The following is a 22,127-nucleotide window of genomic DNA, read 5'->3' on the forward strand; positions in this document are numbered from 1 at the left end:
CAGCCTGTTCTTCCATAGCGCTTTGCTTTGATGCCAATTTCTATCAGTCTCATTGCAGATGCTTTAGCTAAAGCTACCCTGGCATTTGCGGATCTGCCGAGAACCTGCTTTCAAATCAATTTAGTGGAGCGAAATCCAAGTCAATAAACTCAGTATGGAACAAAAAAATATCTTCAAAAAAGCCTCACGTCGTCAAGTTCTCGGCGGCCTATCTATTGGCGTTGTCGCAGCGCAAACGGTACCAGTCTTCGCACAACAAACATCTACCCCAGCAAATCAACAAGTGACACCCAACCAGGAAACACCCAACCAGTCTGTCAAGCAGAACCCAGTTAAGCAATATCCGAGTCCGCCCTTTACGCAACAACCGCAGGAGCCACCCGGTCTTGTCAGTAAAATGATCCCGCGACCCGATCACGGTGAGAAAAGTTATGAGGGTTCTGGACGGCTAGTGGGGCGTAAGGCGCTTGTCACAGGGGGCGATTCCGGTATTGGTCGGGCAGCAGCGATCGCCTTTGCGCGTGAAGGTGCTGATGTTGCGATCAACTATCTCCCTGCCGAGGAGCCAGATGCCCGTGAAGTGATCCAACTGATTCGGGAGGCAGGACGCAAGGCGGTGGCGATTCCTGGCGATATTCGGAACGAAAACTTCTGCAATCAGCTTGTCGCTAATGCCGTGCGCGAACTCGGCGGACTCGATATTCTGGTCAACAACGCTGGTAAACAACAATCTGTTGACTCAATTCTCGATCTCACGACCGAGCAGTTCGACTCAACGTTCAAGACAAATGTCTACGCGATGTTTTGGATCACCAAAGCTGCTGTGCCGCACTTTAGTCCCGGTGCAAGCATCATCAATACGTCCTCAGTCCAAGCTTATGACCCTAGCGAGAACCTGCTCGACTATGCACAAACCAAGTCGGCGATTGTCGCCTTTACCAAGTCACTGGCAAAGCAGCTTGCTAAAAAGGGCATCCGTGTAAATGCGATCGCGCCTGGGCCTTACTGGACACCGCTCCAGGTAAGCGGCGGTCAACCGCAGAGTAAAATCGAGAAGTTCGGCAGTGACTCACCGATGGGACGGCCTGGACAGCCAGCAGAGCTTGCCCCCATGTACGTACTCCTTGCCTCACAGGAATCGAGCTATGCTACTGGGCAAGTGTTGGGCGCATCGGGTGGAAGCGGGAATCCTTAATACCCAACCAGCAACACAGCAATTCACATGAACTGGTATCCGATCAAATTAACTACCGATCGTTCCATAATGAGAATTAGCGATGCCCTATTGCACCAGTAATGATGGCGTTTGACTTTTTTACGATGACATCGGTCGAGGGCGACCCCTCGTCCTCATTCACAGCTGGAGCTTCAGTGGTCGGTTTTTTCATCGCAACGTCTGTGCGTTAGCAGAAAACTCCCGGATCATCACTGTTGACCTGCGCGGTCATGGGCGATCTGACAAGCCAAATCATGGCTACCGCATTCCACGGCTAGCCGCCGACCTGCACGATCATGCTGCAAGAACTGGGCTTGCACGATGTCACCCAGCTGGGCTGGTCTCTCGGCGCACCAGTGATCTGGAGTTACCTGGAATTGTTCAGGCGCGATGGGCAAAGCCCCGCCTTCGGCGATCGTGTCCGCGATATTGTGGTGGTGCAGCAGTCACCACGCCAATACTACACGCCGGACTGGAAGCTGGGACACCGAAGTTGCTACGATGCTGAAAGCCTAGCCCTGCTCCAGGCGTAGCCAGCCTCTGTACTTATAATTAACGTTCTGTTAAAACAGATTAGATCAAAGGTAAAAGCTTTTTCATACTCCCCACTCATTATTTACTTTTCTCCTCATCTCCTAATACTTTTAATAATTTTCTCGCAACTAAAACACCTACAACTCCTGCACCAACTAATTCCACTGCTTGCACCACTTTTTTCCCTACACCGTGAGAGTCAAGGTGGTGATGAAAAATCTCTTCATCCACCCATTCAGTTGTTGCTTTAAAGTCATGAATTGGTGTTGGTAATAGCGTTATATAAGTGCCTTGGCGAATTAAATGCCCAGGTTCTCCTGCAACTTCAAAAACATTGAAAAGGTTAGCGGCAGCATCCTTTAACCCCAATTTTAAGAGAGTTCCGCGTATATTTACTTTTGCTGGCTTAAGGTCTTCTCCTAGAGCGATCGCTTTCAAATTGTGAGCAATATTAGCTCCTTGTTGATAAGCAACTTGGGCTGTAGGTGGTAGTGAACTACCCTGAACTGCTGCACAATCACCGCCTGCAAAAACTTCTGGAAAGTCGAGCAGTTGCATAGTAGGAGTGACTAGGAGACGGTTATGATGATCCCGATGTTCTTTGGGAATTGGTAAGTCTTGAATTAGTGGATGAGTGGAAGTACCAGCAGTCCAAATAGTGGTGTATGTTGGCAGTGTATTAACTTGATTATTGCTCTTATATTCAATTGTGTTAGAGTGAACAGCAGTGACTTCTGCTCCCGTAAGGATTTCAATTGGTATAGTGCGTTTTTGTAATTCTTTCTCAGCAATTGGGCGTAGTGGATCGTTAATATTACCATCAAGGATTTTTTGACCATGATTGAGCAATACCACGCGAATTTCACTCGAATTGCCTCCTAAAGCGTTATACCAATGTGGTAGAAAATCCCCTAGAGTAGCTGCCATTTCTACACCAGAAGCACCACCACCAACTACGACTACTGTTAATAATTTTCGGCGTTGTTCTGAATCTTCAGTTTGGACGGCTTTTTGTAAACAGTCACGTAAATGACGGTCAAGAGCGATCGCATCTGCTTGCGTCCAGAAAGGAAAAGCATTAGCATTCGCACCCTCAACATGACGATAGCCAGTAACACTGCCCAAAGCTAATACTAAATTGCTGTAATTGTAGGAGTTTCCCGAAGCTAATTTAACTTCCCGTTGATGCAAGTCTATCGATTGCACTGCATCTTGAACGAAGATGACACCACTACCTTTAAGTAATTCCGAAAAGCGCGGCACTACTTGAAAGCTATCCATTTCGCTATCGAAATACTCATAAAGTAATGGCTTAAAGCAAAAGCGCTCATCTTTATCAATCAATATGACAGAGCGAGGATAATGTTCGTGAGCCAAATGTAAGGCTGTAAATAGCCCCGCAAAACCACCGCCGACAATCACAGTTTGATAAACTGGGCTGTTCATAAAATCCCTCGTAAATATTGTTAAATCAGGATGTTTACTTAATGGAAGCTTTGCTAAATAAATAAAAACAAAGCTATCAAAATAGCGCTGAGGAACACAGCAAATCCAATAGCATATTCCACTCTGCGACTAAAAAATCCGACAGCAGCAATTAGAGCGATCGCTAGGCCAATAATGCCAGCATATTGCTCTTTTTGTAATCCGCGTGCAATTAATGGATCTTGACCTGGTGCTGGAGTTTCTTGAATTGTTTTTGGGGCTAGTTCTGAAGCTGGTATTTCTTGCAAGAATAGATTTATCACATTACTCCTTAAGATATTTGGATTTTTGAATGTTTTTATGCTCGCCAAAGGTAGAGAAGTGAGAAAAGAAAGACCCAAACAACATCAACAAAGTGCCAAAACAGAGTAGTCGCACTTGTACCGAAGTGAGTCTTATTATAATTGCCTGGAATAAATGAACGAATCAGCATAATTATCTGAAGCACAACACCAGCCAGAACGTGTAGACCGTGGAAGCCTGTTAGTAAGTAAAATGTCGAACCAACTAACCCTGTAGTAATCTTGAAATCGAGGCTTTTCCACTCAATTAGCAGACCAACTAAGAAGTAACTCCCCATTGCGATCGTTATTAGCCATAGCCAGCGAAATTTACTCAGTTGATTACGCTTGAGGGCATTTTCTGCTGGTTGAATAACAAAGCTGCTAGAAAGTAATACTACCGTATTAATAATAACGAGTGTAGACAATTCTGGCCCAGAAATCCCAGGTGGTAGCCAATTAGTAGTATTCAGTCGCAGAGCTACATAAGTAAAGATAAAACTCAAAAAAATGATACTTTCTGACAGCAGGAACACCGTAAATCCGAACATTCCTTTACCATGATGATCTTCATGACTACCGCCACCACTTGGTAGGAAGCGCTGTAACCAATTTGGCAAGCGTCGCTGCCACAAATCAAAACGGATTGGACTTTCATCTATATGAGTGCGACGTTGCATAATTCGTAATACTCGCCAAAGGCGAGAAGCAAGCTACGTAATTCGTGAGGGAGTCGGAGTCTTGGCGGTTCCCGTCGAGTCCGAACTCCCGAACCCGAAGGGTAATTCGTAATTAAAATTTGTCTAACTCCTTACTCAATGTTGTTAGAATTTTTGATTACTGAGTAAATTGGATTACCGTAGTCATAAGGAGGTCTTGTAACAATTGGAATCTCTTCAAAGTTATCTCGCGGAGGTGGTGAAGAGGTTGTCCATTCCAATCCACTAGCGTGCCAAGGATTGTCAACTGCCCTCGGCCCGTAAAGCCAAGAGCCTACTATGTTAGCAATAAAAGGCAGCGTGGATGCTCCTAGCAAGAATGATGCCAAGCTAGCGATGACGTTCCATCCTTGATACTGTGGATCGTAGGAAGAAACTCGGCGTAGCATCCCTTGTAAACCTAATGGGTGCATGGAGAAGAAGGTAATATTGGCAGGAATAAAGGTCAGCCAAAAATGCAATTTGCCCCAACCCTCAGCATACATTCTTCCAGTGATTTTGGGAAACCAGTAGTAAATTGCCGCGAAGATTGCCATTGTAATCGTGTTAAAAACGATGTAGTGGAAGTGTCCCACTACAAAGTAAGTATTATTAACGTGGATATCAAATGGTGTGGCGGCAAGCATTACACCAGTAACACCACCAAAAATAAACATGGCTGCACCTCCCATCGCAAACAGCATTGGTGTCTCTAGATGTAGCTTGCTCCTCCAGATGGTGGCAGTCCAAGCGAAGGCTTTAATACCAGTGGGTATGGCAACTAACATTGATGTAGCCATGAAGGTCATCCGCATCCAACCGGGGGTAGCACTGGTGAACATGTGATGTACCCAAACGAAAATGCTGATCAAAGCAATACCCAAGGTTGCGATCGCAACTGACCGATAACCAAATAAGGGATTACGGGAAAATGCAGGCAAAACCTCAGCAAAAATACCAAAGGCTGGTAGTGCCATGATATAAACTGCTGGATGAGAGTAGAACCAAAATAGGTGTTGATAAATGATCGGATCGCCATTTCCATCCGGTTTAAAGAATTGTGTACCAACGGATAGGTCAAGCAACAGCAAGATCAATGCACCTGTCAAGGCAGGTAAATTAATCAGTTGTAATAATTGGGCGCTGAAAACCGACCAAACAAACACGGGCATCCGAAAAAATGTCATTCCTGGGGCCCGCATCCAAAAGATGGTTGTCACAAAGTTGACAGCCCCCATGATTGAAGAGATGCCTATTAAAACTAAGCTGACTATCCATAAGAATTCACCGTTAATCAGTTCACCGCCTGGAATTTGCAGACTAATTGGCGGATAAGACCACCAGCCAGATTGTGCAGTGCCGTTTGGGACGAAGAAGCTAGATAGTAGTAAAAGACCTGCGGGTGGCAAAATCCAAAAAGAGATGGCGTTGAGCAGGGGAAAAGCCATATCCCGCGCTCCAATCATTAACGGTACTAAGTAGTTAGAAAGACCTGCATTGAAGGGAATAATCCACAGGAAAATCATGATTGTCCCGTGCATGGTGAACAAACCGTTGTAAAGCGGGCGATCGACCAAATTTGATTCTGGGGTGAGCAATTCAGCCCGAATGAGCATTGCCAACAGCCCGCCAATCAGGAAGAAAATGAAGGTCATCACCATGTACTGAATTCCAATCACCTTATGATCGGTGTTGAAGCTGAAATATTGCCGCCAAGTATTACCCTGCTGGTTCTGGTAATTTTTCGATTCTTGATCCCCGGTAATCTCTTGACTAAAATCATGTGTCATTATTTTGCTTCCTTTTATTGGCAATGCCAGGTTGAGCAGGTGTGACGCTGTACCAGCCGCTATTAAACAATGTTTTTGGTGGTTGGATATTTTCGGCAACCGCCTGATTTACTGGAGTTTGTTCGCTAGTAGCAGTTTGCGTGAGCCACTGGTTATATTGATCGAGGGATTCAACGTATACATCTGTTTCCATTAAGGCAAAGTAAGTACCGCTAAATTGAGAATCTTTCAGCCGATATTTGCCTGGGCGAATGGGTGTTAGCACAATATCAATGTCGCGTCCTGGAATAATATCCTGCTTTAAGCGAAACTCAGGGACGTAGAAACCGTGGATCACATCCTGCGCTTGCAGATTTAAACGAGTGCTGCGATTGATCGGCAGATGCAGTTGATTGCTAGTAACATTATTTGGATAACGAAAAGACCAATCCCACTGCTTAACGAAAACATCAATAGTTTCAGATGCAGGTTTGGGGATATCGCTGACGGTTTCGGCATAAGCGGGTGCAGATTCTAAGGGTGTATGCAAATGCACGATTTGCTTTAGACCCAAAATATCTAACTGCTGATAAATATTGAAGCTTTGGAAAGCAATCCACACTACTAACAAAGTTGGGGTTGCTGTCCACAATATTTCTAACCTCGCATCACCTCTAGAGGGGTGTCCCTCGCTGTAGTCTTCTGGAGAGGCGCGATGGAATGCGATCGCATACACCATAATGCCAATTAGCCCAAGCAAGATAAATGCTCCAATTGAGACTAAGAAGCTAAACAAATCATCTACCCGTTGTGCTTCTGCTGTAGCTTGGGGAGGCATCCAAGAAAACGCCTGCTGGCCAATCCACCGACTGACAACGAGCAGTATTGCTACATAAACCGCTATTAATACATATTCAAAAACACTAAACATAAAATTCAATAAATTCTCGTTTAATTATTTGTTGTAACCATTTTTGGCAATGGTATTAGCAGCAGTAACATGAATCCCAAATTCTTCTCCCAAATGCGCCCCCAACGTTCCGTGAACGAATAATATGCCTAGTATTGCAATCCCTGCTAACAAGTAACTCCACTGTACCTGTCTGGAAGCATCCTTACGCCAGCGATAGCGTTGCAAACCTCTCCATACAGTCATGGCTACAATGATCCCCAACAGCAAAATGCCACCCAAACCATGTAAAAGCATCGTCCAACCAGGACTCAACCCCCAAGCACTCTTTTGATCGACTGGTGGATTTGCCAAAAGTAGCTCAAAAAAACCAGCCGCAACGGTGAAAAATGTGATAGCTGCTGCTGCTATGAGATTGTACCAGCCGACATCAAAAAAGCTAGAACGGATGGCAGCCAATCCCAAAAATTTGAAAATAGGTTTTTCTAAAGAAAACAGCACTCCTGCTAGATCAAAAATGATGGCAATGATGAACAAACCCAGCGTTAGATGCACCAACTGCGGATGTACAGGAATCTCGTAAGGTAATCCGTTAGCACCCAGGCGTAATCTCAACTGCTCAATCAGTTGCAGGTTCATGGTGAAACTCCCTGTTTCAAGGCTTGAACTATAGGCTCAACGTGCAATCCATACACCCAAAACAGTTTACTCCCCAAATACACTTGCAAAAACACTAGACACACTAAAAATGTTGCAGCCCCCAAGTAAGCAGGCGGTACTTTTCGCGGGTTACGGTTGCGAATCACAAAACGCCAAGCTGCGATCGCCGCAACAATCGCCCCCAGTGACCAACCCAAGACGGTATGATAATTCAGTGTTGACTGGGCTGCTTTCTGGGCTTGTGCTAGTCCTGCTTCAAACTGGCCAAAGATAATCGCGATGAAAATTGCGATCGCAGCAACAAACATATTCCAGAAACTCACCTCAAATAAACGCACATTGCGGCTAAAATATCCCACCACATCACAAAAAAAAGAAAAAACCACCATTGCAATCACAAAGTGAACGATAATTGGGTGTAAAGGATCAGGGTACGGTAAATTCTGGCTATTGAGAGGTAAGACAGACATCGCTTTTTCCTTAGGGTATCAGGCGCTATGATCTTAGATGTTTTGTAAAAATAAGATTCGGTAGTGAGCGTTTGGAGATTTTTAATTTTGTAGATGCTGACAAAATTTAGAATTATTAACAAGAGATATCTAAAAGATAGAACAAAAAGCTACTGTCTTAGGGATGAGTTGTCCAAAAATAAATTATTTTCTGTTAGCTAAATTCCTCCAATTTCCAATTTTATTAACAAAGGCAAATGGCAAAAGGAATTTATGAATTTTTGTGATTAAGAATAAGCACCTTAAAAGATACAGATGTATAAGATTAATAAATAACTTTAGTACATGGTTACTTGTCGTTAATCAAACTTTTCTATAAATAAATCCATATCAAAAAAAATAAAATTATCATAAAATCTATCTCGTGCTTAAGAAAGGCATGCAACGAGTAATTCAGGAATCAAATCGGATTGCTATATACAAGCTGATGTCAGTAACGAAGACCAAGTAAAGGAGATGTTTAACCAAACACTTCAACACTTCGGAACCATTGACATTTTAGTGAACAATGCAGGTCTACAAAAAGATTCACCCTTTGTAGATATGACCCTTGACCAGTGGAATAGAGTCATTGGGGTGAACCTGACAGGACAATTCTTGTGTGCTAGGGAAGCCGCCAAGGAATTCCTGCGTCGAGGTGTACAACCACAGATTTCATCTGCCGCAGGTAAGATTATTTGCATTAGTTCAGTGCATGAAGTGATTCCTTGGGCGGGTCATGTTAATTATGCCGCGAGTAAAGGCGGTATAAATATCTTGATGCAAAGTATTGCCCAAGAACTTGCCCCTCACAAAATTCGCGTTAATAGCATTGCCCCTGGTGCAATCAAAACTCCAATTAATAAATCAGCTTGGGATACTCCAGAAGCAGAGGCAAAGTTACTAAAATTGATTCCAGCAAAACGAGTGGGTGATGTAGAAGATATCGCCAAAGCAGCAGTTTGGTTGGCTTCTGATGACTCTGATTATGTCACCGGTATAACTATGGATGGACAGCGAGTCGAGATGGCCCCTGGCGAAATTTCATTTGGAGAAGATCAGGGTACAAAAGCAGACGCGCAAGGTCATAGGGGTCACTTATCTGGAACAGTAGGTGATGCGCCAGCTGTTCTGATAATGGTACAACTCGAAGAGACTGCCACTATAGAGCAATCGTGTCGATTTAACTAACTAGCAACATGGATTAGTAGCGATCGCTTCCGACGGGGCGATCGCTATTAACCATCATCCTGTTAAAAAGTTTGCTATTGCTTCCAGTTTCTTTGCCTGACATTGCTATCCACAACTTATATCCTTCTAGAGGACGATAAGAAACTATAGCAATATCGATACCATACTTTCTAAGTACGTATGTCATGTAGTCTAAAACAAACTCAATTGTCTGCTAAAGTTCTTCATTCAAGAGTTTAATTTGGATACAAGATTCATTACTCTACTGCATAAATATTTTCTCGTACTTTGTAGTAGCTAAAAACACAAGCTACCCATTTTTGTTCTGAAATTTAAACCTCATAAACTAGGAGGAATTACCATGAAAGCGGTTGTTTTTCACGGAATCGGAGATATTCGATTAGATAACGTACCAGAACCAAAAATTAAAGAACCAACCGATGCCATTATTCGGCTGACCTCTAGTGCAATTTGTGGCACAGATTTACACATGATTCGGGGAACATTCACAGGAATGAAACCCGGTACAATTCTAGGACATGAAGGTGTTGGCATTATTGAAGAAATTGGTTCCAATGTGCGGAATTTGAAAGTGGGCGATCGCGTTGTCGTTCCCTCGACAATTGCCTGCGGCTACTGTTCTTACTGCCGCACAGGTTATCATGCTCAATGTGATAACGCCAATCCCCACGGACATACTGCCGGGACAGCTTTTTTCGGAGGCCCAGAAGCAGCAGGCCCCTTCGATGGATTGCAGGCGGAATATGCTCGAATTCCTTATGCCAATGCAGGATTAGTAAAATTACCAAAAGAGGTTACAGACGACCAAGCAATTCTGTTGTCTGACATCTTCCCTACGGCATACTTTGGAGCCGATATTGCAGAGATCACACCAGGAGATACAGTTGCCATCTTCGGTTGTGGCCCCGTTGGGCAGTTTGCGATCGTTAGCGCCAGATTGTTCGGTGCAGGACGCATCATTGCAGTGGATACAATTCCCTCACGTTTAGAAATGGCGCGTGATTTGGGTGCAGAAATCATTGATTACAATGCCGAAGATCCAATTGAAGCAATCCGCGAACTAACTGGAGGAGTTGGTGTGGATAGAGCTATTGATGCAGTTGGCGTAGATGCGAATGCTCCTGACAGTGGCCCAGCAGCCGAAAAAGCACGATAAAAAGCACAACAATTCCAACAGCAGTTACAACAGATTGCCCCTAAAACCAATCCTCAAAACGGGAATTGGCATCCGGGTAATGCTCCTTCTCAAGTATTAGAGTGGGCAGTTCAAGCATTAGCCAAAGCTGGTACGCTCTCGATTATTGGAGTTTATCCCCCCACCCACAATTTCTTTCCCATCGGCACAGCAATGAACAAAAATCTCACAATCAACATGGGCAATTGTAATCACCGTAAATATATTCCTACGTTGGTGGATTTGGTTCGTAATGGCACAGTAGACCCCACAAAAGTCTTAACACAAGTCGAGCCGCTAATGTCAGTTATTGATGCATATAAGGCATTTGACCGACGACAACCAGGTTGGGTGAAGGTAGAATTAGTCCCTGGAGCAGCTTTAGCTAATGTTTAGAGTCTTTGTCAAGGTTGTATTGTGAACTAAAAACTTTTTTAACATCAGCAAGTAGGGTAACTTGCTGATGGTTTTTGATTTTAATTACGTCCTTCATCTTTATACTTTCTCACCCAACGAGTTATGGTTGCTTCATCACGCCCTAAACGTTTAGAGGCGCGATCGCCTGCTGCTCACTTGACCACTCTTGAGCCAATAGAGAAGAAAGCAATCTTTCTTTGCTACTTGCCTCTGTGACATGTCTGAGAGCTTTCTCCAATTCTTCTTGGCTTTCTGAAATCTCGATTTGAAATGGACAACTCATAACTAAAATTACTAAATGCACCTATCTATAAGTTTGACGTAGTTTGGCGCATCTTCATACAGAATTAGTATAAAGTGCAGATATGCATAGGGTGAGATGATGACAACTCCAACCCAAGAAGAAATTAGATTTGCAGAAGCCTTACATCACATAACCCATTGGTGCAGATGGGGGTAATATTTAAGCGATCGCCAATGGGGAAGGGTGCGCGAAGACTAAAGTCCTAACCCCTGTTATCAAAGTTTGAGAACGTTGAATCAAACGAGAAAGTAAAATTGTACAAGTTCAACACAAGTGACTGACACATCCGAATACTTCCCTAACAGAATAGACCGTATTGAACAAATAATCTTGGGGTTGGCTGAAAGACTTTCCTAGAACACAAGAACAATTAGACAATTTAACTATTAGACAAGCTAACACACAGGGACAATTGGATGAACTAAGCCAGGAAATGAGAGAGTTTACCAGTAACGTTGACCGTGTTCTGGGTCGTAGTGCCATTTTGGATGATGTGTTACTTGAGTTACGTGATAGCCATAAACAACATCAGCGTAATGCGTGAAGAACATCAACGCACCACAAACGCAGCATTACAAAGTCTTGAGTCTATCTTCTTACAGTTAATTAGAAATAATTCTTGAGATGCGATTATAAGAGTTAACGACCGCAGGTAGCGTGTAAGAGTACCTACGGTCAAACTTGAGTTACTAGGTATCGTCTTTATCCTTAGAGGTTTCCAGCAAATAGCGTACACCCATAGGCGATACACTTACAGCTATAGGTATAAAATCCGATTGTAAAAGCGCCCATAAGGAAGTTATAGCGGTTAGGACAGCAATAATTTCAATCCCCTTTTTGAACCAACAATTTCCCAGATACCCCAGCCGTAAAACCCAACCCAATCGCCGCCACAGTCACGCTAGGCTTGATAAATAACGTCGCAATTCCGATAACTGCACCCCAAAGACAGCCATAACAGCAAAGGATAATCAACTGATTTTTGGGTTTAGCTCTTTCGTCTTGAATTGCTCTATAAGGAGAACCAAGTTCTTAATTTTGGATAAAGTCGAGCTAAGGTGTACCAATGTTCTTTCTTCTTTTTTCTCCTTCCCCCTACTTACTGAGCGGATACCTCTGAGCATTATTTAGGCAATCATTTAATTTTTCAGACAAAACTAAGACATGGGGCAATGACATGATGCTATCGTGGGAACCAGGAGTTTTGTAAATTTCTATTCCACCCGTAGCTAGTTCCTTCCACTTCTCCATGAGATAATACTCTTCTACGGGTCTTTCCATTGCCCAAAAAAGTGTCACTTTACCATTATAATCCTTAGCTATGTAAGCTCTTTGCGCTTGAGTATTAGCATCTCGAACAGCTAAATCTAGCACAGAAATAGGTAAAGGTAGTTGCGTCTTCAGATGAAGCTTGTAAACAATTTCCCTAATAGAATTTTGCAATCTGTGATTGACCCGATCAACAAAAAATATGAGCTGCTGCTTTTGTTCTAACCTAGCAATATGACTTGTATTCCTTTTAATTATGTCCTGCCAATTAATGAGGAAATGACTAAAACGCTTTTTCAATTTACCCACAAAAGAGCGTTTGATATTTCCACCTGATTTTACTTGGGGAGGGTAACAATCAAATAAAGCTAGTAATTCTACCTTTTCTCCTTGTATTTCAAGTTGCCTAGCCATTTCAAATGCTACCGTACCCCCTATACACCAGCCACCCAATAAATAAGGACCTTGAGGTTGAATAGTACGTATTTCTTTGAGATAGTGGGCTGCCATATCTTCTATGCGAGTAAAAGGAGCCTGTTTTCTATCTAAACCCTGTGCTTGCAGCCCATAAACTGGCTGATCTAAATTTAAATTACCCAGTAGTTCGCGGCTGTGAAAAAGATTCCCGTATAGTGAATGGATATAGAAAAAAGGTAATTTAGAACCCTGTAGTTGAATGGGAATTAATGAAGACCAAGGCGTTGAGCATCCTTGTTGGCGGAGAATATTAGTTAGTTGCTCAACAGTAGGAGCTTGGAAGAGGATAGCTGTCGGTAAATTTTTGCCAAATATCTTATTAATTTGAGAAAACAGACGTATTGCGAGTAGTGAGTGCCCTCCTAAATCAAAAAAGTTGTCTTTTATGCCAATGGGATAAATGCCTAAAACATTTTCCCAGATTTTAGTTAATTGAAGTTGCAATGAATCTTCTGCTGTGGCAAAGGTTTTTTCTATCTCAATATTAGTTAAGTTAGGCACAGCTAAAGCTTTGCGATCAACTTTGCCATTAACATTAAGTGGCAGAGAATCTAGTATGACAAAGGCAGAAGGCAACATATAATCGGGCAGCTTTTGCTTGAGAAAGCTGTGAATTTCATCGTTAATAATAGTTTCACCTGGCTTGGTAACAAGATAAGCAACTATCAATTTATTGCCAGAAATATCTTCTCTAACAACAGTAACATTTTTCTGTACTGCTGGGTGTTGACCCAGCATTGCCTCAATTTCTCCTAACTCAATGCGGAAGCCGCGAATCTTTACTTGATGGTCTAAACGCCCGAGAAACTCAATATTACCATCTGGTAAGTAACGAGCTACATCGCCAGTTTTATACAGATACTCCGATTCAGATTGTGAGTTTTTAAAGGGGTTGAAAACAAACTTTTCGATGGTTAATTCTGGTCGGTTGAGATAACCCCTAGCCAAACCATCACCGCCAATATATAATTCACCTCGTATACCAATTGGGACAGGCTGCAAGTTGGTATCTAGTATGTAAGTTTGTGTATTGGAAATGGGGCGGCCAATGGGAATAGAACCATTAATATTGGTATTGCTGTCTAGGGAATAGCAACAAGTAAAAGTTGTGTTTTCCGTTGGCCCATACCCATTAATCAGGTGACAATCTCCACCTGCTTGCAAAAGTTTTTGAATGTGAGAGACAGATAAAACATCTCCACCAGCTAAAAGTTGCCGAACTTGTTTCAAGTCCAAAACATACTCGTCTACCATCAGGTTGAAAAGACCAGCAGTTAACCATAGTATCGTTATTTGGTAATATTTCAGAGCTGCTGCTAATTCTTGCAGCGATAGTGTGTGAGGTGGCATGATGACTAGCTTTGCACCATTGAGCAGACATCCCCAAATTTCAAAAGTGGAAGCATCAAAGGATATGGGCGCTAACTGTAAAAATACATTTTCTGCACCTATACTAATGTAATTAGTATCTTTGACCAAGCGCACGACACCCCGATGTAGAACAGTAACACCTTTGGGGATGCCTGTAGAACCAGATGTGTAGATTACATAAGCTAAGTTTTCAGGGGTAGTTTGGCTAACTGTATTCTCCTGACTATATTGAGCGTAGGCGTAGCCCGTCGTAGACATCGCTTCAGCCTCATTATCTAAATAAACCACCTTTGCTCCACACAGAGGTAATTTTTCGATCAGATGTTGTTGAGTAAGCAAGATTTCCACTTGAGCATCTTTTAACATCAAGCTCAGGCGCTCTTGCGGGTACATTGGATCTAATGGAACATAAGCTCCACCAGCTTTGAGGATACTTAGTAACCCGATTACCATTTCGAGCGATCGCTCTGCACACAATCCCACCATTACTTCTGGCCCTACACCCAGGCTTTGTAAATGGTGTGCTAACTGATTGGCTCGTTCATTCAACTGTTGGTATGTTAGTTGTTGCTCTGCAAATACGAGTGCTACGGCATCGGGTGTACTTTCGACCTGTGCCTCAAACAGTTGATGAATGCAAGCCTGTTGGGGATAGTCAGTTTGAGTATTGTTCCACTCTATAAGTAACTGCTGCCGTTCGGCTGGCGTTAATAGCGGTAACTCTGAGATGCGTTGCTCTGGATTAGCAAGAATACTTTCTAGCAACGTTTGGAAATGCCCAAGCATCCGAGCGATCGTCGCTTCATCGAATAGGTCAGTATTGTATTCAAAGGAAGCTCTCAATCCTTTGCCTGTATCCCGCATCACCAGGGTTAAATCCAATTTTGCCGTGCCGCTGTGGGTGTATCCAAAAGTGGAGGCAATTTTCAAACCTGCTAGTTCTCGCTCTGCTCCCTTTGTCCAAGGGGGATTCATGGCGAACATTACTTGAAACAGTGGTGAATGACTGCGATCGCGTTCCGGTTTGAGTTCTTCTACCAGTTTTTCAAAAGGTAAATCCTGGTGATCATAAGCACCTAAAGCTACCTGGCGCACTTGATCGAGTATTTCCCGAAAAGTAGGATTGCCGGAAAGGTCAGTCCGCATGACCAAGGTATTGACAAATAAACCCATCAATCCTTCGGTTTCTACCTGGTTGCGACCGGCAATTGGGGAGCCAACAAGAATATCCTCTTGTCCTGTATAGCGATGGAGCAATACCTTAAACGCTGCTAATAAAGTCATGAACAGTGTTACCCCTGACTGCTGACTCAAAGCCTTGAGGGCATCAGTTAACGTTTGTGGTAGCATCTGGCGACAGATTTCGCCTGAGTAGGTTTGTACAGGTGGTCGTGGGCGATCGCTAGGCAGTTCTAGTATAGGTATGTTACCACTTAGCTGCTGCTTCCAATAATCAAGCTGAGATTCTAGGACTGCACCTTGCAACCACTGACGCTGCCACTGAACGAAATCAGTATACTGGATAGATAATTCCGGCAGTGGCGAAGGTTTGCCAGCAGCAAAGGCTTCATAAAGTGTTGTGAGTTCCTGAAAGAAAACCTCTGAAGACCAGCCATCCGCAATAATATGATGCAAAATCAGGAGCAGCACATGCTCCTTTTCAGTTAGGCGTAGCAGTTTAAAGCAAAACAATGGCCCTTGCAGCAAATCGAAGGGTTGTTGAGCTTCTTGGGCAGCCAGTCTTTTGTCTTCAATTTCCCGCTGTTCTAGAGGCAACTGACTCAAATCAACAAGCGGCAGATACAGGGTTATGTCTGGAGATATGACTTGGCTAGGTTTTCCATCTATGGATGTAAAGGTAACTCGTAGGATTTCGTGGCGGCGGACAATTTCAACTAGACATTGCTCCAGTAGTACAACATTAAGTGAGCCTGTGAACCGATAGGCTAAGGGTATATTGTAGACAGAGTTACCAGGATCAAATTGCTCTAAAATCCATAAGCGTTGTTGAGCAAAGGAAAGAGGGAGTTTGCCATCTCTGATGTTAGGTAATATATAGGGAAGATTGTTACTACTAACAGAATTAGCCTGGAGGAGAAATTCTAGAATTTCGGCTTTCCGTTCTCGCATCTGTGCCAGCAAATCTGGTGTGAGACTTTCCTTAGCAGCTCGATAGCGCAGGCTACTACCTTCGACCCATAATTTAACATCTAGATGACGTAGTTCTGATAAAAACTCATGGATGGTTTTCATAGTTGTCCCTCTTCGTAGTCGCTCATTGTCTCAGTCTGAGAAGCTTGGGAATTTTGCGCTGCCCATTGCAGTGTTTCAACTCGTTCAGCTAGATCAGCTACAGTTGGTACTTCAAATAAGTTGAGTAAAGGTATTTCTACTTGAAAGGTTTGACGCAACCGTGAAGTGACTTGAATCGCCAGTACTGAATGTCCCCCTAGCTCAAAGAAATTGTCGTGAATGCCGATATTTTCTAAGTTGAGAACTTGTACCCAAATGCCAGCAATCTGCTGTTCAACCAAGGTGCAAGGTGCAACATAATTCTTTGCCAGTTCTGGACGAGCAAAATCGGGTATTGGTAGAGCCTTCCGATCCACTTTGCCATTAGGAGTAAGGGGCATCGCATCCAGTGTCACAAAGGTAGCAGGCACCATATAGTTTGGTAGCTTTTCCTTTAAGAACTCGCGTAATTGTGGGATTAGCTGATTATTTGCAGCCTGCTTCTGCATGGGGCTATTAGCATAAGCACTCCACGACTGAGGTCTTACTTGATTACCTGTCTGCGAATCGATGACAACAGTCTGTGCTTGTTTTAGAGAAATTCGTGTAAAAACAGCCTGAAAGTAACCATCTTTAGCAGCATTTGACCATCTGAGGTCTACGTTGTATGGCAAACTTTCACCCAATGCCCAGAGATTTTCTGGATCGATACCGCCTGGTAGCTTCTCCAATGCTTCTATCACATCTGCGACAGTTTGTAACTGGCTGTCTGTTTTCAGTAACGCCAAAGCTTGAACTTCTTTGTAAATTCGAGCGTTCGGAATTTTTTTGATGCAATAATAATCTGGCTGAGTTTTGTCGAGAATTTGCTGCACATCTGCTACTGTCAAGTTTTCATCTAGCCAGTCATGCCATGTTGGTTTAATAGCTGTTGTTGCTTCTGGTTCAATGGAAAGAAATACATCATAGTGAAACTGAGTTGTCTCATTCCAAATATGACCACGACGCAGCTTTATCTCAACATCCCCAATCGCCGGAATATACTGTTTCAGGGCATAAAAGAAATCTGGATCAACAACAAGTTCATCTTCATTACGAACTCGGTTCTCAGCAATATTTCTTAGTTTATCGACTGACATTAATGAGGATGAATTTTTTAACTGCTCGGCAGTATGGTAAGCTTCTAAGAGTGCATAGCTTTGGACATCACCGACATAAATCCAACCTCCAGGTTTGACTACCTCAACGGCATTTTTTAAAACTTGCAGTAAATAATTAATATCTGGGAAATATTGCACAACCGAGTGAATAATTACTGTGTCAAAGGAAGCTGGGTCAATTCCTTGAAAATTATCTGCTGCTCGGTGGTCAAGAACAATTTCTGGTAATTTTTTCTTAGATATTCGCAGTTGCTTATCTAATTCTTGCAATGCTGAAGCAGCATAATCTGTGCCAAAGTAATATGTACATTTTGAAGCAATTTCTAGTAGAATTTGACCCGTTCCACAACCAATTTCCATCACTCGACTGGGTTGCAGACCGAGAATCCGTTCTACAGTTTGGTCTAGCCACTCTTGGACTTGCTCTTCAAAATTATTTTGATTACTTAATTGCTTGATAATGGCAGCATCGCCTAAAGTTTGGTCTTGTAAAGATTCTGGTGAGGCATTCTTTAAACCTGATTCATACAGTAAATCCCACCTTTGATTCCAGGCTTGGATATGTTGAGTACTGCTAGCAGACTCTCCTGAAGACTCAACTTCAGATGGTATTTTTGGAACTAAATAACCGACTAAAGTTTTCTCATCTGGGATATCTTCTCGCACAACAACGACGGCTTCTTTCACAGCAGGATGTTGAGCCATTACCGTTTCAATTTCACCCAATTCAATCCGAAAACCGCGAATTTTCAACTGATTGTCAATTCGTTGCAGATATTCAAGATTGCCATCGGTGCGATAACGAACTAAATCACCTGTTCTATAGAGTCGAGCATGAGGTTCTTGGCTGAATGAGTTGGAAATAAACCTTTCTTTAGTCAACTCAGGTCTATTTAAATAACCCAGCGCTACACCTGCACCACCAATATAAAGTTCACCAGGAACTCCTACAGGCACGGGCTGCTGGTAAGCATCTAATAGATAGATTTCAGTATTGGCAATGGGTTGACCAATTAGAGGGATTCCATCTGCTTGAATCTGATAGCAGGTAGACCAGATTGTTGTTTCGGTTGGCCCGTACATATTCCAAACACTGTGGGCACGATTCACCAGTTCCTTGGCTAAAGTAGGTGGTAACGCTTCCCCACCGCACAGAATCTTGAGTTGTTTGGAACCTTGCCAGCCAGCCGCCAGCAGTAATCGCCAGGTTGCAGGAGTGGCCTGCATGACTGTTGCTCTTGAATGGTTGAGAGTTTTGAGCAGTTTCTCCCCATCTGTAGCCACCTCACGGCTGACTATTAGAGTAGTTGCCCCCACGATTAACGGCAAGAATATTTCCAGAACGGCAATATCAAAGGAGAGAGTGGTGACAGATAGCAGAATATCTTGCTGCGTCAACCCTGGTTGCTGACGCATACTTTCCAGGAGATTGACAACATTTTGGTGAGAAACTTTTACTCCCTTGGGTGTTCCTGTGGAGCCGGAAGTGTAGATGACGTAAGCTAGATTCTCAGCATTTGCTAGGTAAGCGGGTTTGTGAGTTGGATAATGGACAATTTTTTCTCCGTCTGTATCCAAACAAACCACCTTTATCTGATTCTCTGGTAACAAATCAAGTAGATTGGCTTGAGTAAGTAACACCGACACTTGAGCATCATTAAGCATGAAGGTCAAGCGTTCTTTGGGGTACGTGGGGTCTAAGGGGACATAAGCGCCACCTGCTTTGAGTACACCTAACAGAGCGATCGCTATTTCTGTTGACCGTTCCAAGGAGATGCCAACTAGCACTCCAGGCTTGACTCCCAAGGTTTGGAGATAATGAGCAAGCTGATTGGCACGCCAGTCAAGTTCCAGATAAGTCAGTTGTTGATTTTGAAACACAACAGCGATCGCATCTGGTGTTCGCTCAACTTGAGTTTCAAACAGCTGATGAATCGATTTATCTTCAGGATAAGCTGTTTGAGTATTGTTCCATGCTGCTAACAACTGTTGCTCAGTTGTTGGCAAGATTGGCAATTTGGCAATAATTTGATTGGGGTTAGCAACTATACCTGCTAAAAGAGTCTCAAACTCTGCCATCCGACGACGGATAGTATCAGCATCAAATAAATTGGTGTTGTACTGGCACTCCAGCGTAAGCTGACCACGCAATTCTGTAGCATTGATAAATAGTTCAAAATTCTCAAACGCTCGAGGATTGGAGAAAAATTCTACCTCCAGCCCTGCAAATGGCAAACTGTCTCCGTCTAAGCCTTGATCGATATTAAAGGTGATTGGTACTAAGGGAATACGGCTAGAATCCCGTGGAAACACTAATTTTTTGATCAGACTGCCAAAGGTAAATTGTTGGTGATCATAGGCATCTAATACAGCCGATCGCCGCGTTTGCAAATAGTCACTAAAGGATTTTTCTCCATTGATGCGGCTACGTAATGGTAATAAATTAACGCAGTGCCCCACAAGATTATATTGCCCTAAAGCAGCTTGTCCTGCGGCGGAAATACCTACAACTAGGTCGTCTTGTCCTGTCAGGCGGTAGAGCCACACCTCGAATCCTGACAAGATCGTAGTCATAAAGCTACAACCAAGTTTTGTTCCTAGTTGTTTAAGATTAGCAACTAGTTCAAGATTTAAATGCCAATCTTCACGGGCAGCGTTAAAGGTTCTAAATAATGGACGAGGGCGATCGCTGGGAAAATCGAGTACAGGCACAGAATCGGAGAATTGATCTAACCAGTATTGTTCTATAGCGATCGCTTCTGGACTTTGGGCTTCTTCTTCCTGCAAGGCCGCATATTCACTAAAGTAGTCTGGTTCTTCCAATTCAGGAACAATACCCTGTTGCAAGCCAGAATAGAGTTTACCCACATCTGGCATCAACACTGCCCATGACCAACCATCGCAAATAATGTGATGGGCAGTCAAAATGGCTAAATGCTCTTGCAGATGCAATTTGACAATTTTTGCCCGAAATAGGGGGCCGTGTTCTAAATCAAACGGTTGTTTTACCTCTTGTTGCAAGATACTAGCTATTTTTGTCTCTTGCTCCTGTGGCTCTAGTCCAGAAAGATCGATGATGGGGATTTTTATTCTTAGGGAGACAACAATGCAGAGTGTATTGCCATCTGTGCTAAAGGTTGTCCGTAGCGCTTCATGGCGTTGGACTAACTGTTGCACAGCAGATTGGAAAGCTTCTACATCAAGGTTTCCTTTTAGTCGCAGAGATTGGGACTCGTTATAAGCACAATTGGCACTATCTCCCATTTGTACAGAAGCCCAAATTTCTTTTTGAGATTCGGTTGCAGGAGCAGTTAATAATAACTCTCCACCGGAAAATGGATCGAAATCAACAGCAGTTAATACAGATTGCGAATTCAAGGGTAATAAACTCATAAAAAACCTTTGATGTTCTAGCTTTTTTTAATAGCTCAAAATTAGGAATATGTTAACTGAGTGTGACTAACGATGAAAAAAGTTCCTTAACTTAATTGCTGATTTTTCTAGATAATTCAACTTAGTTACCCCTGAACGTAGTAACTCAAATTTGCTTTTTGGTTGACGCTTAGATAAGATTCCCAGTGCCAATATTTTGGCGTGATCTTTTATTGCAAATTGACCAGGTGGGGTTGGTTCTAAACCTAGCTTTCGGAGGTAATGGTTGATTTGATAAACCCTAGCTTGTAAATCGAATGATTGCATACAGAAGTTGATACTGAGAGAAACAGAAACATTACTACCGTTTTTCACCCAATGAGGTGCTAGGACGGGATGGTGAACTGCTTTACCTGGAGTTAAATGATAAACGCTAGCTTTTGTCTGTTTTTCCTCTGTATAGTTCGCTGAATCCAACTGTCCAACGTAATATTGTTCAATCTCTCTCTCAGTCAGGACTGAGCGATCGCGTGGATTGAAGAGATTCATCTCCTTATTGCCATGAATCTGAAATAAGAAGTTTGACTCATGGTCAATGTGATAAGGAGTAATTGAATGGGGAGAGGCGATAAAGATGTAAGCATCCAGCCAGGTGATTTCTTTTCGTAAAGGTACACCTGTCAGTTCTTCCAGTTCAACTACAATCTGGTCTAGCAGGGTGTTGTATTCGGGGTCAAGCTGGACGCTCTTAAGCAATATCCAAGAACCTGATTCTTCAATGCGTGCGATCGCTTCCAAAACTTGATCTTTACGCGGTACTTCTGACCATTTTAGGTTGACTGGGATTTTACCTAGTTGACAAGTAACTTTTGCAGGTTCACATTTACCCAAAATGGTATTTGCTAGTTCAACCAAGCGGGGAATCTCAAATAAGGAATGTCCTGCAAGGTTGTGCGAAAACATAAAAGATGAAAGGTTGAACTCCTCACGAAATTCTGGTGTGTCAGCCTTGATAATAGGAGTAGGAAATTTCTGGGCGGGAGCAAGCAAATCTAGCTGCTTATAGGATGAATTTGCTAGTGACATATCAATTTTTTA

The 22,127-nt window shown here is 43.0% G+C and carries 17 protein-coding genes and 1 pseudogene; 6 read left to right on the forward strand and 12 right to left on the reverse strand.

What is annotated here, in order from left to right:
• The first annotated feature begins 154 nt into the window (after positions 1 to 154).
• The 3 genes and pseudogenes from ACFE90_RS04900 (at position 155) to ACFE90_RS04910 (ending at position 1,749) form a co-directional block, all read left to right on the forward strand.
• Positions 155 to 1,195, forward strand: coding sequence for an SDR family oxidoreductase (locus ACFE90_RS04900; RefSeq protein ID WP_375498273.1), 1,041 nt, complete (start codon positions 155 to 157; stop codon positions 1,193 to 1,195).
• A gap of 157 nt (positions 1,196 to 1,352) precedes the next feature.
• Positions 1,353 to 1,487 (forward strand): annotated as a pseudogene (locus tag ACFE90_RS04905) (alpha/beta fold hydrolase); the annotation flags it as partial.
• Between the two features lie 25 nt (positions 1,488 to 1,512).
• Positions 1,513 to 1,749 carry a hypothetical protein gene (locus ACFE90_RS04910; RefSeq protein WP_375498275.1) on the forward strand — a complete coding sequence of 79 codons (237 nt, stop codon included), beginning with the start codon at positions 1,513 to 1,515 and terminating at the stop codon, positions 1,747 to 1,749.
• A 79-nt stretch (positions 1,750 to 1,828) separates the two neighbouring features.
• On the opposite strand, the gene ACFE90_RS04915 is transcribed toward ACFE90_RS04910, so the two are convergent.
• The 7 genes from ACFE90_RS04915 to ACFE90_RS04945 form a co-directional block, all read right to left on the reverse strand.
• Positions 1,829 to 3,196 carry an NAD(P)/FAD-dependent oxidoreductase gene (locus tag ACFE90_RS04915; protein ID WP_375498277.1) on the reverse strand — a complete coding sequence of 456 codons (1,368 nt, stop codon included), beginning with the start codon at positions 3,194 to 3,196 and terminating at the stop codon, positions 1,829 to 1,831.
• Between the two features lie 53 nt (positions 3,197 to 3,249).
• Positions 3,250 to 3,495 (reverse strand): hypothetical protein, encoded by a 246-nt coding sequence (locus tag ACFE90_RS04920; protein WP_375498335.1) that lies wholly within the window; start codon positions 3,493 to 3,495, stop codon positions 3,250 to 3,252.
• A gap of 38 nt (positions 3,496 to 3,533) precedes the next feature.
• On the reverse strand, positions 3,534 to 4,196 hold the full coding sequence (locus ACFE90_RS04925; RefSeq protein ID WP_375498279.1) for a heme-copper oxidase subunit III: 663 nt from the start codon (positions 4,194 to 4,196) through the stop codon (positions 3,534 to 3,536).
• 131 nt (positions 4,197 to 4,327) lie between these two features.
• Positions 4,328 to 6,004: a cbb3-type cytochrome c oxidase subunit I gene (locus tag ACFE90_RS04930; RefSeq protein WP_375498281.1), complete on the reverse strand. Its 1,677-nt coding sequence runs from the start codon at positions 6,002 to 6,004 to the stop codon at positions 4,328 to 4,330.
• Complete coding sequence (locus ACFE90_RS04935) at positions 5,994 to 6,914, reverse strand: cytochrome c oxidase subunit II (protein WP_375498283.1); 921 nt, start codon at positions 6,912 to 6,914, stop codon at positions 5,994 to 5,996. Before ACFE90_RS04935 ends, ACFE90_RS04930 begins: the two co-directional genes overlap by 11 nt.
• 24 nt (positions 6,915 to 6,938) lie before the next feature.
• Positions 6,939 to 7,532: a DUF2231 domain-containing protein gene (locus ACFE90_RS04940; RefSeq protein ID WP_375498285.1), complete on the reverse strand. Its 594-nt coding sequence runs from the start codon at positions 7,530 to 7,532 to the stop codon at positions 6,939 to 6,941.
• On the reverse strand, positions 7,529 to 8,023 hold the full coding sequence (locus tag ACFE90_RS04945) for a DUF2231 domain-containing protein (protein WP_375498287.1): 495 nt from the start codon (positions 8,021 to 8,023) through the stop codon (positions 7,529 to 7,531). Before ACFE90_RS04945 ends, ACFE90_RS04940 begins: the two co-directional genes overlap by 4 nt.
• A 438-nt stretch (positions 8,024 to 8,461) precedes the next feature.
• Between ACFE90_RS04945 and ACFE90_RS04950 the strand changes: the two genes are divergently transcribed.
• Positions 8,462 to 9,232, forward strand: a complete 771-nt coding sequence (locus ACFE90_RS04950) for an SDR family oxidoreductase (RefSeq protein ID WP_375498337.1) — start codon at positions 8,462 to 8,464, stop codon at positions 9,230 to 9,232.
• Positions 9,233 to 9,245: 13 nt separating this feature from the next.
• On the opposite strand, the gene ACFE90_RS04955 is transcribed toward ACFE90_RS04950, so the two are convergent.
• Positions 9,246 to 9,419 carry a hypothetical protein gene (locus tag ACFE90_RS04955; RefSeq protein ID WP_375498289.1) on the reverse strand — a complete coding sequence of 58 codons (174 nt, stop codon included), beginning with the start codon at positions 9,417 to 9,419 and terminating at the stop codon, positions 9,246 to 9,248.
• A gap of 174 nt (positions 9,420 to 9,593) precedes the next feature.
• On the opposite strand from ACFE90_RS04955, the gene ACFE90_RS04960 reads away from it, so the two are divergent.
• Positions 9,594 to 10,409, forward strand: a complete 816-nt coding sequence (locus ACFE90_RS04960) for an alcohol dehydrogenase catalytic domain-containing protein (protein WP_375498291.1) — start codon at positions 9,594 to 9,596, stop codon at positions 10,407 to 10,409.
• A gap of 192 nt (positions 10,410 to 10,601) precedes the next feature.
• The gene (locus ACFE90_RS04965; protein ID WP_375498293.1) at positions 10,602 to 10,823 is read left to right on the forward strand and encodes a hypothetical protein; all 222 of its coding nucleotides are present in this window, start codon (positions 10,602 to 10,604) and stop codon (positions 10,821 to 10,823) included.
• A 142-nt stretch (positions 10,824 to 10,965) separates the two neighbouring features.
• Here ACFE90_RS04965 and ACFE90_RS04970 read toward each other — a convergent pair whose 3' ends face one another.
• The 4 genes from ACFE90_RS04970 to ACFE90_RS04985 form a co-directional block, all read right to left on the reverse strand.
• Complete coding sequence (locus ACFE90_RS04970; RefSeq protein WP_375498295.1) at positions 10,966 to 11,127, reverse strand: hypothetical protein; 162 nt, start codon at positions 11,125 to 11,127, stop codon at positions 10,966 to 10,968.
• Positions 11,128 to 12,243: 1,116 nt separating this feature from the next.
• Positions 12,244 to 16,518 carry an amino acid adenylation domain-containing protein gene (locus tag ACFE90_RS04975; protein ID WP_375498297.1) on the reverse strand — a complete coding sequence of 1,425 codons (4,275 nt, stop codon included), beginning with the start codon at positions 16,516 to 16,518 and terminating at the stop codon, positions 12,244 to 12,246.
• Positions 16,515 to 21,050, reverse strand: coding sequence for an amino acid adenylation domain-containing protein (locus ACFE90_RS04980; RefSeq protein ID WP_375498299.1), 4,536 nt, complete (start codon positions 21,048 to 21,050; stop codon positions 16,515 to 16,517). The genes ACFE90_RS04975 and ACFE90_RS04980 overlap by 4 nt, the downstream gene beginning before the upstream one ends.
• 66 nt (positions 21,051 to 21,116) lie before the next feature.
• Complete coding sequence (locus ACFE90_RS04985; protein WP_375498301.1) at positions 21,117 to 22,115, reverse strand: cupin-like domain-containing protein; 999 nt, start codon at positions 22,113 to 22,115, stop codon at positions 21,117 to 21,119.
• Positions 22,116 to 22,127 lie beyond the last annotated feature (12 nt).

This window comes from uncultured Nostoc sp., assembly GCF_964245445.1.
GTDB lineage: Bacteria > Cyanobacteriota > Cyanobacteriia > Cyanobacteriales > Nostocaceae > Nostoc.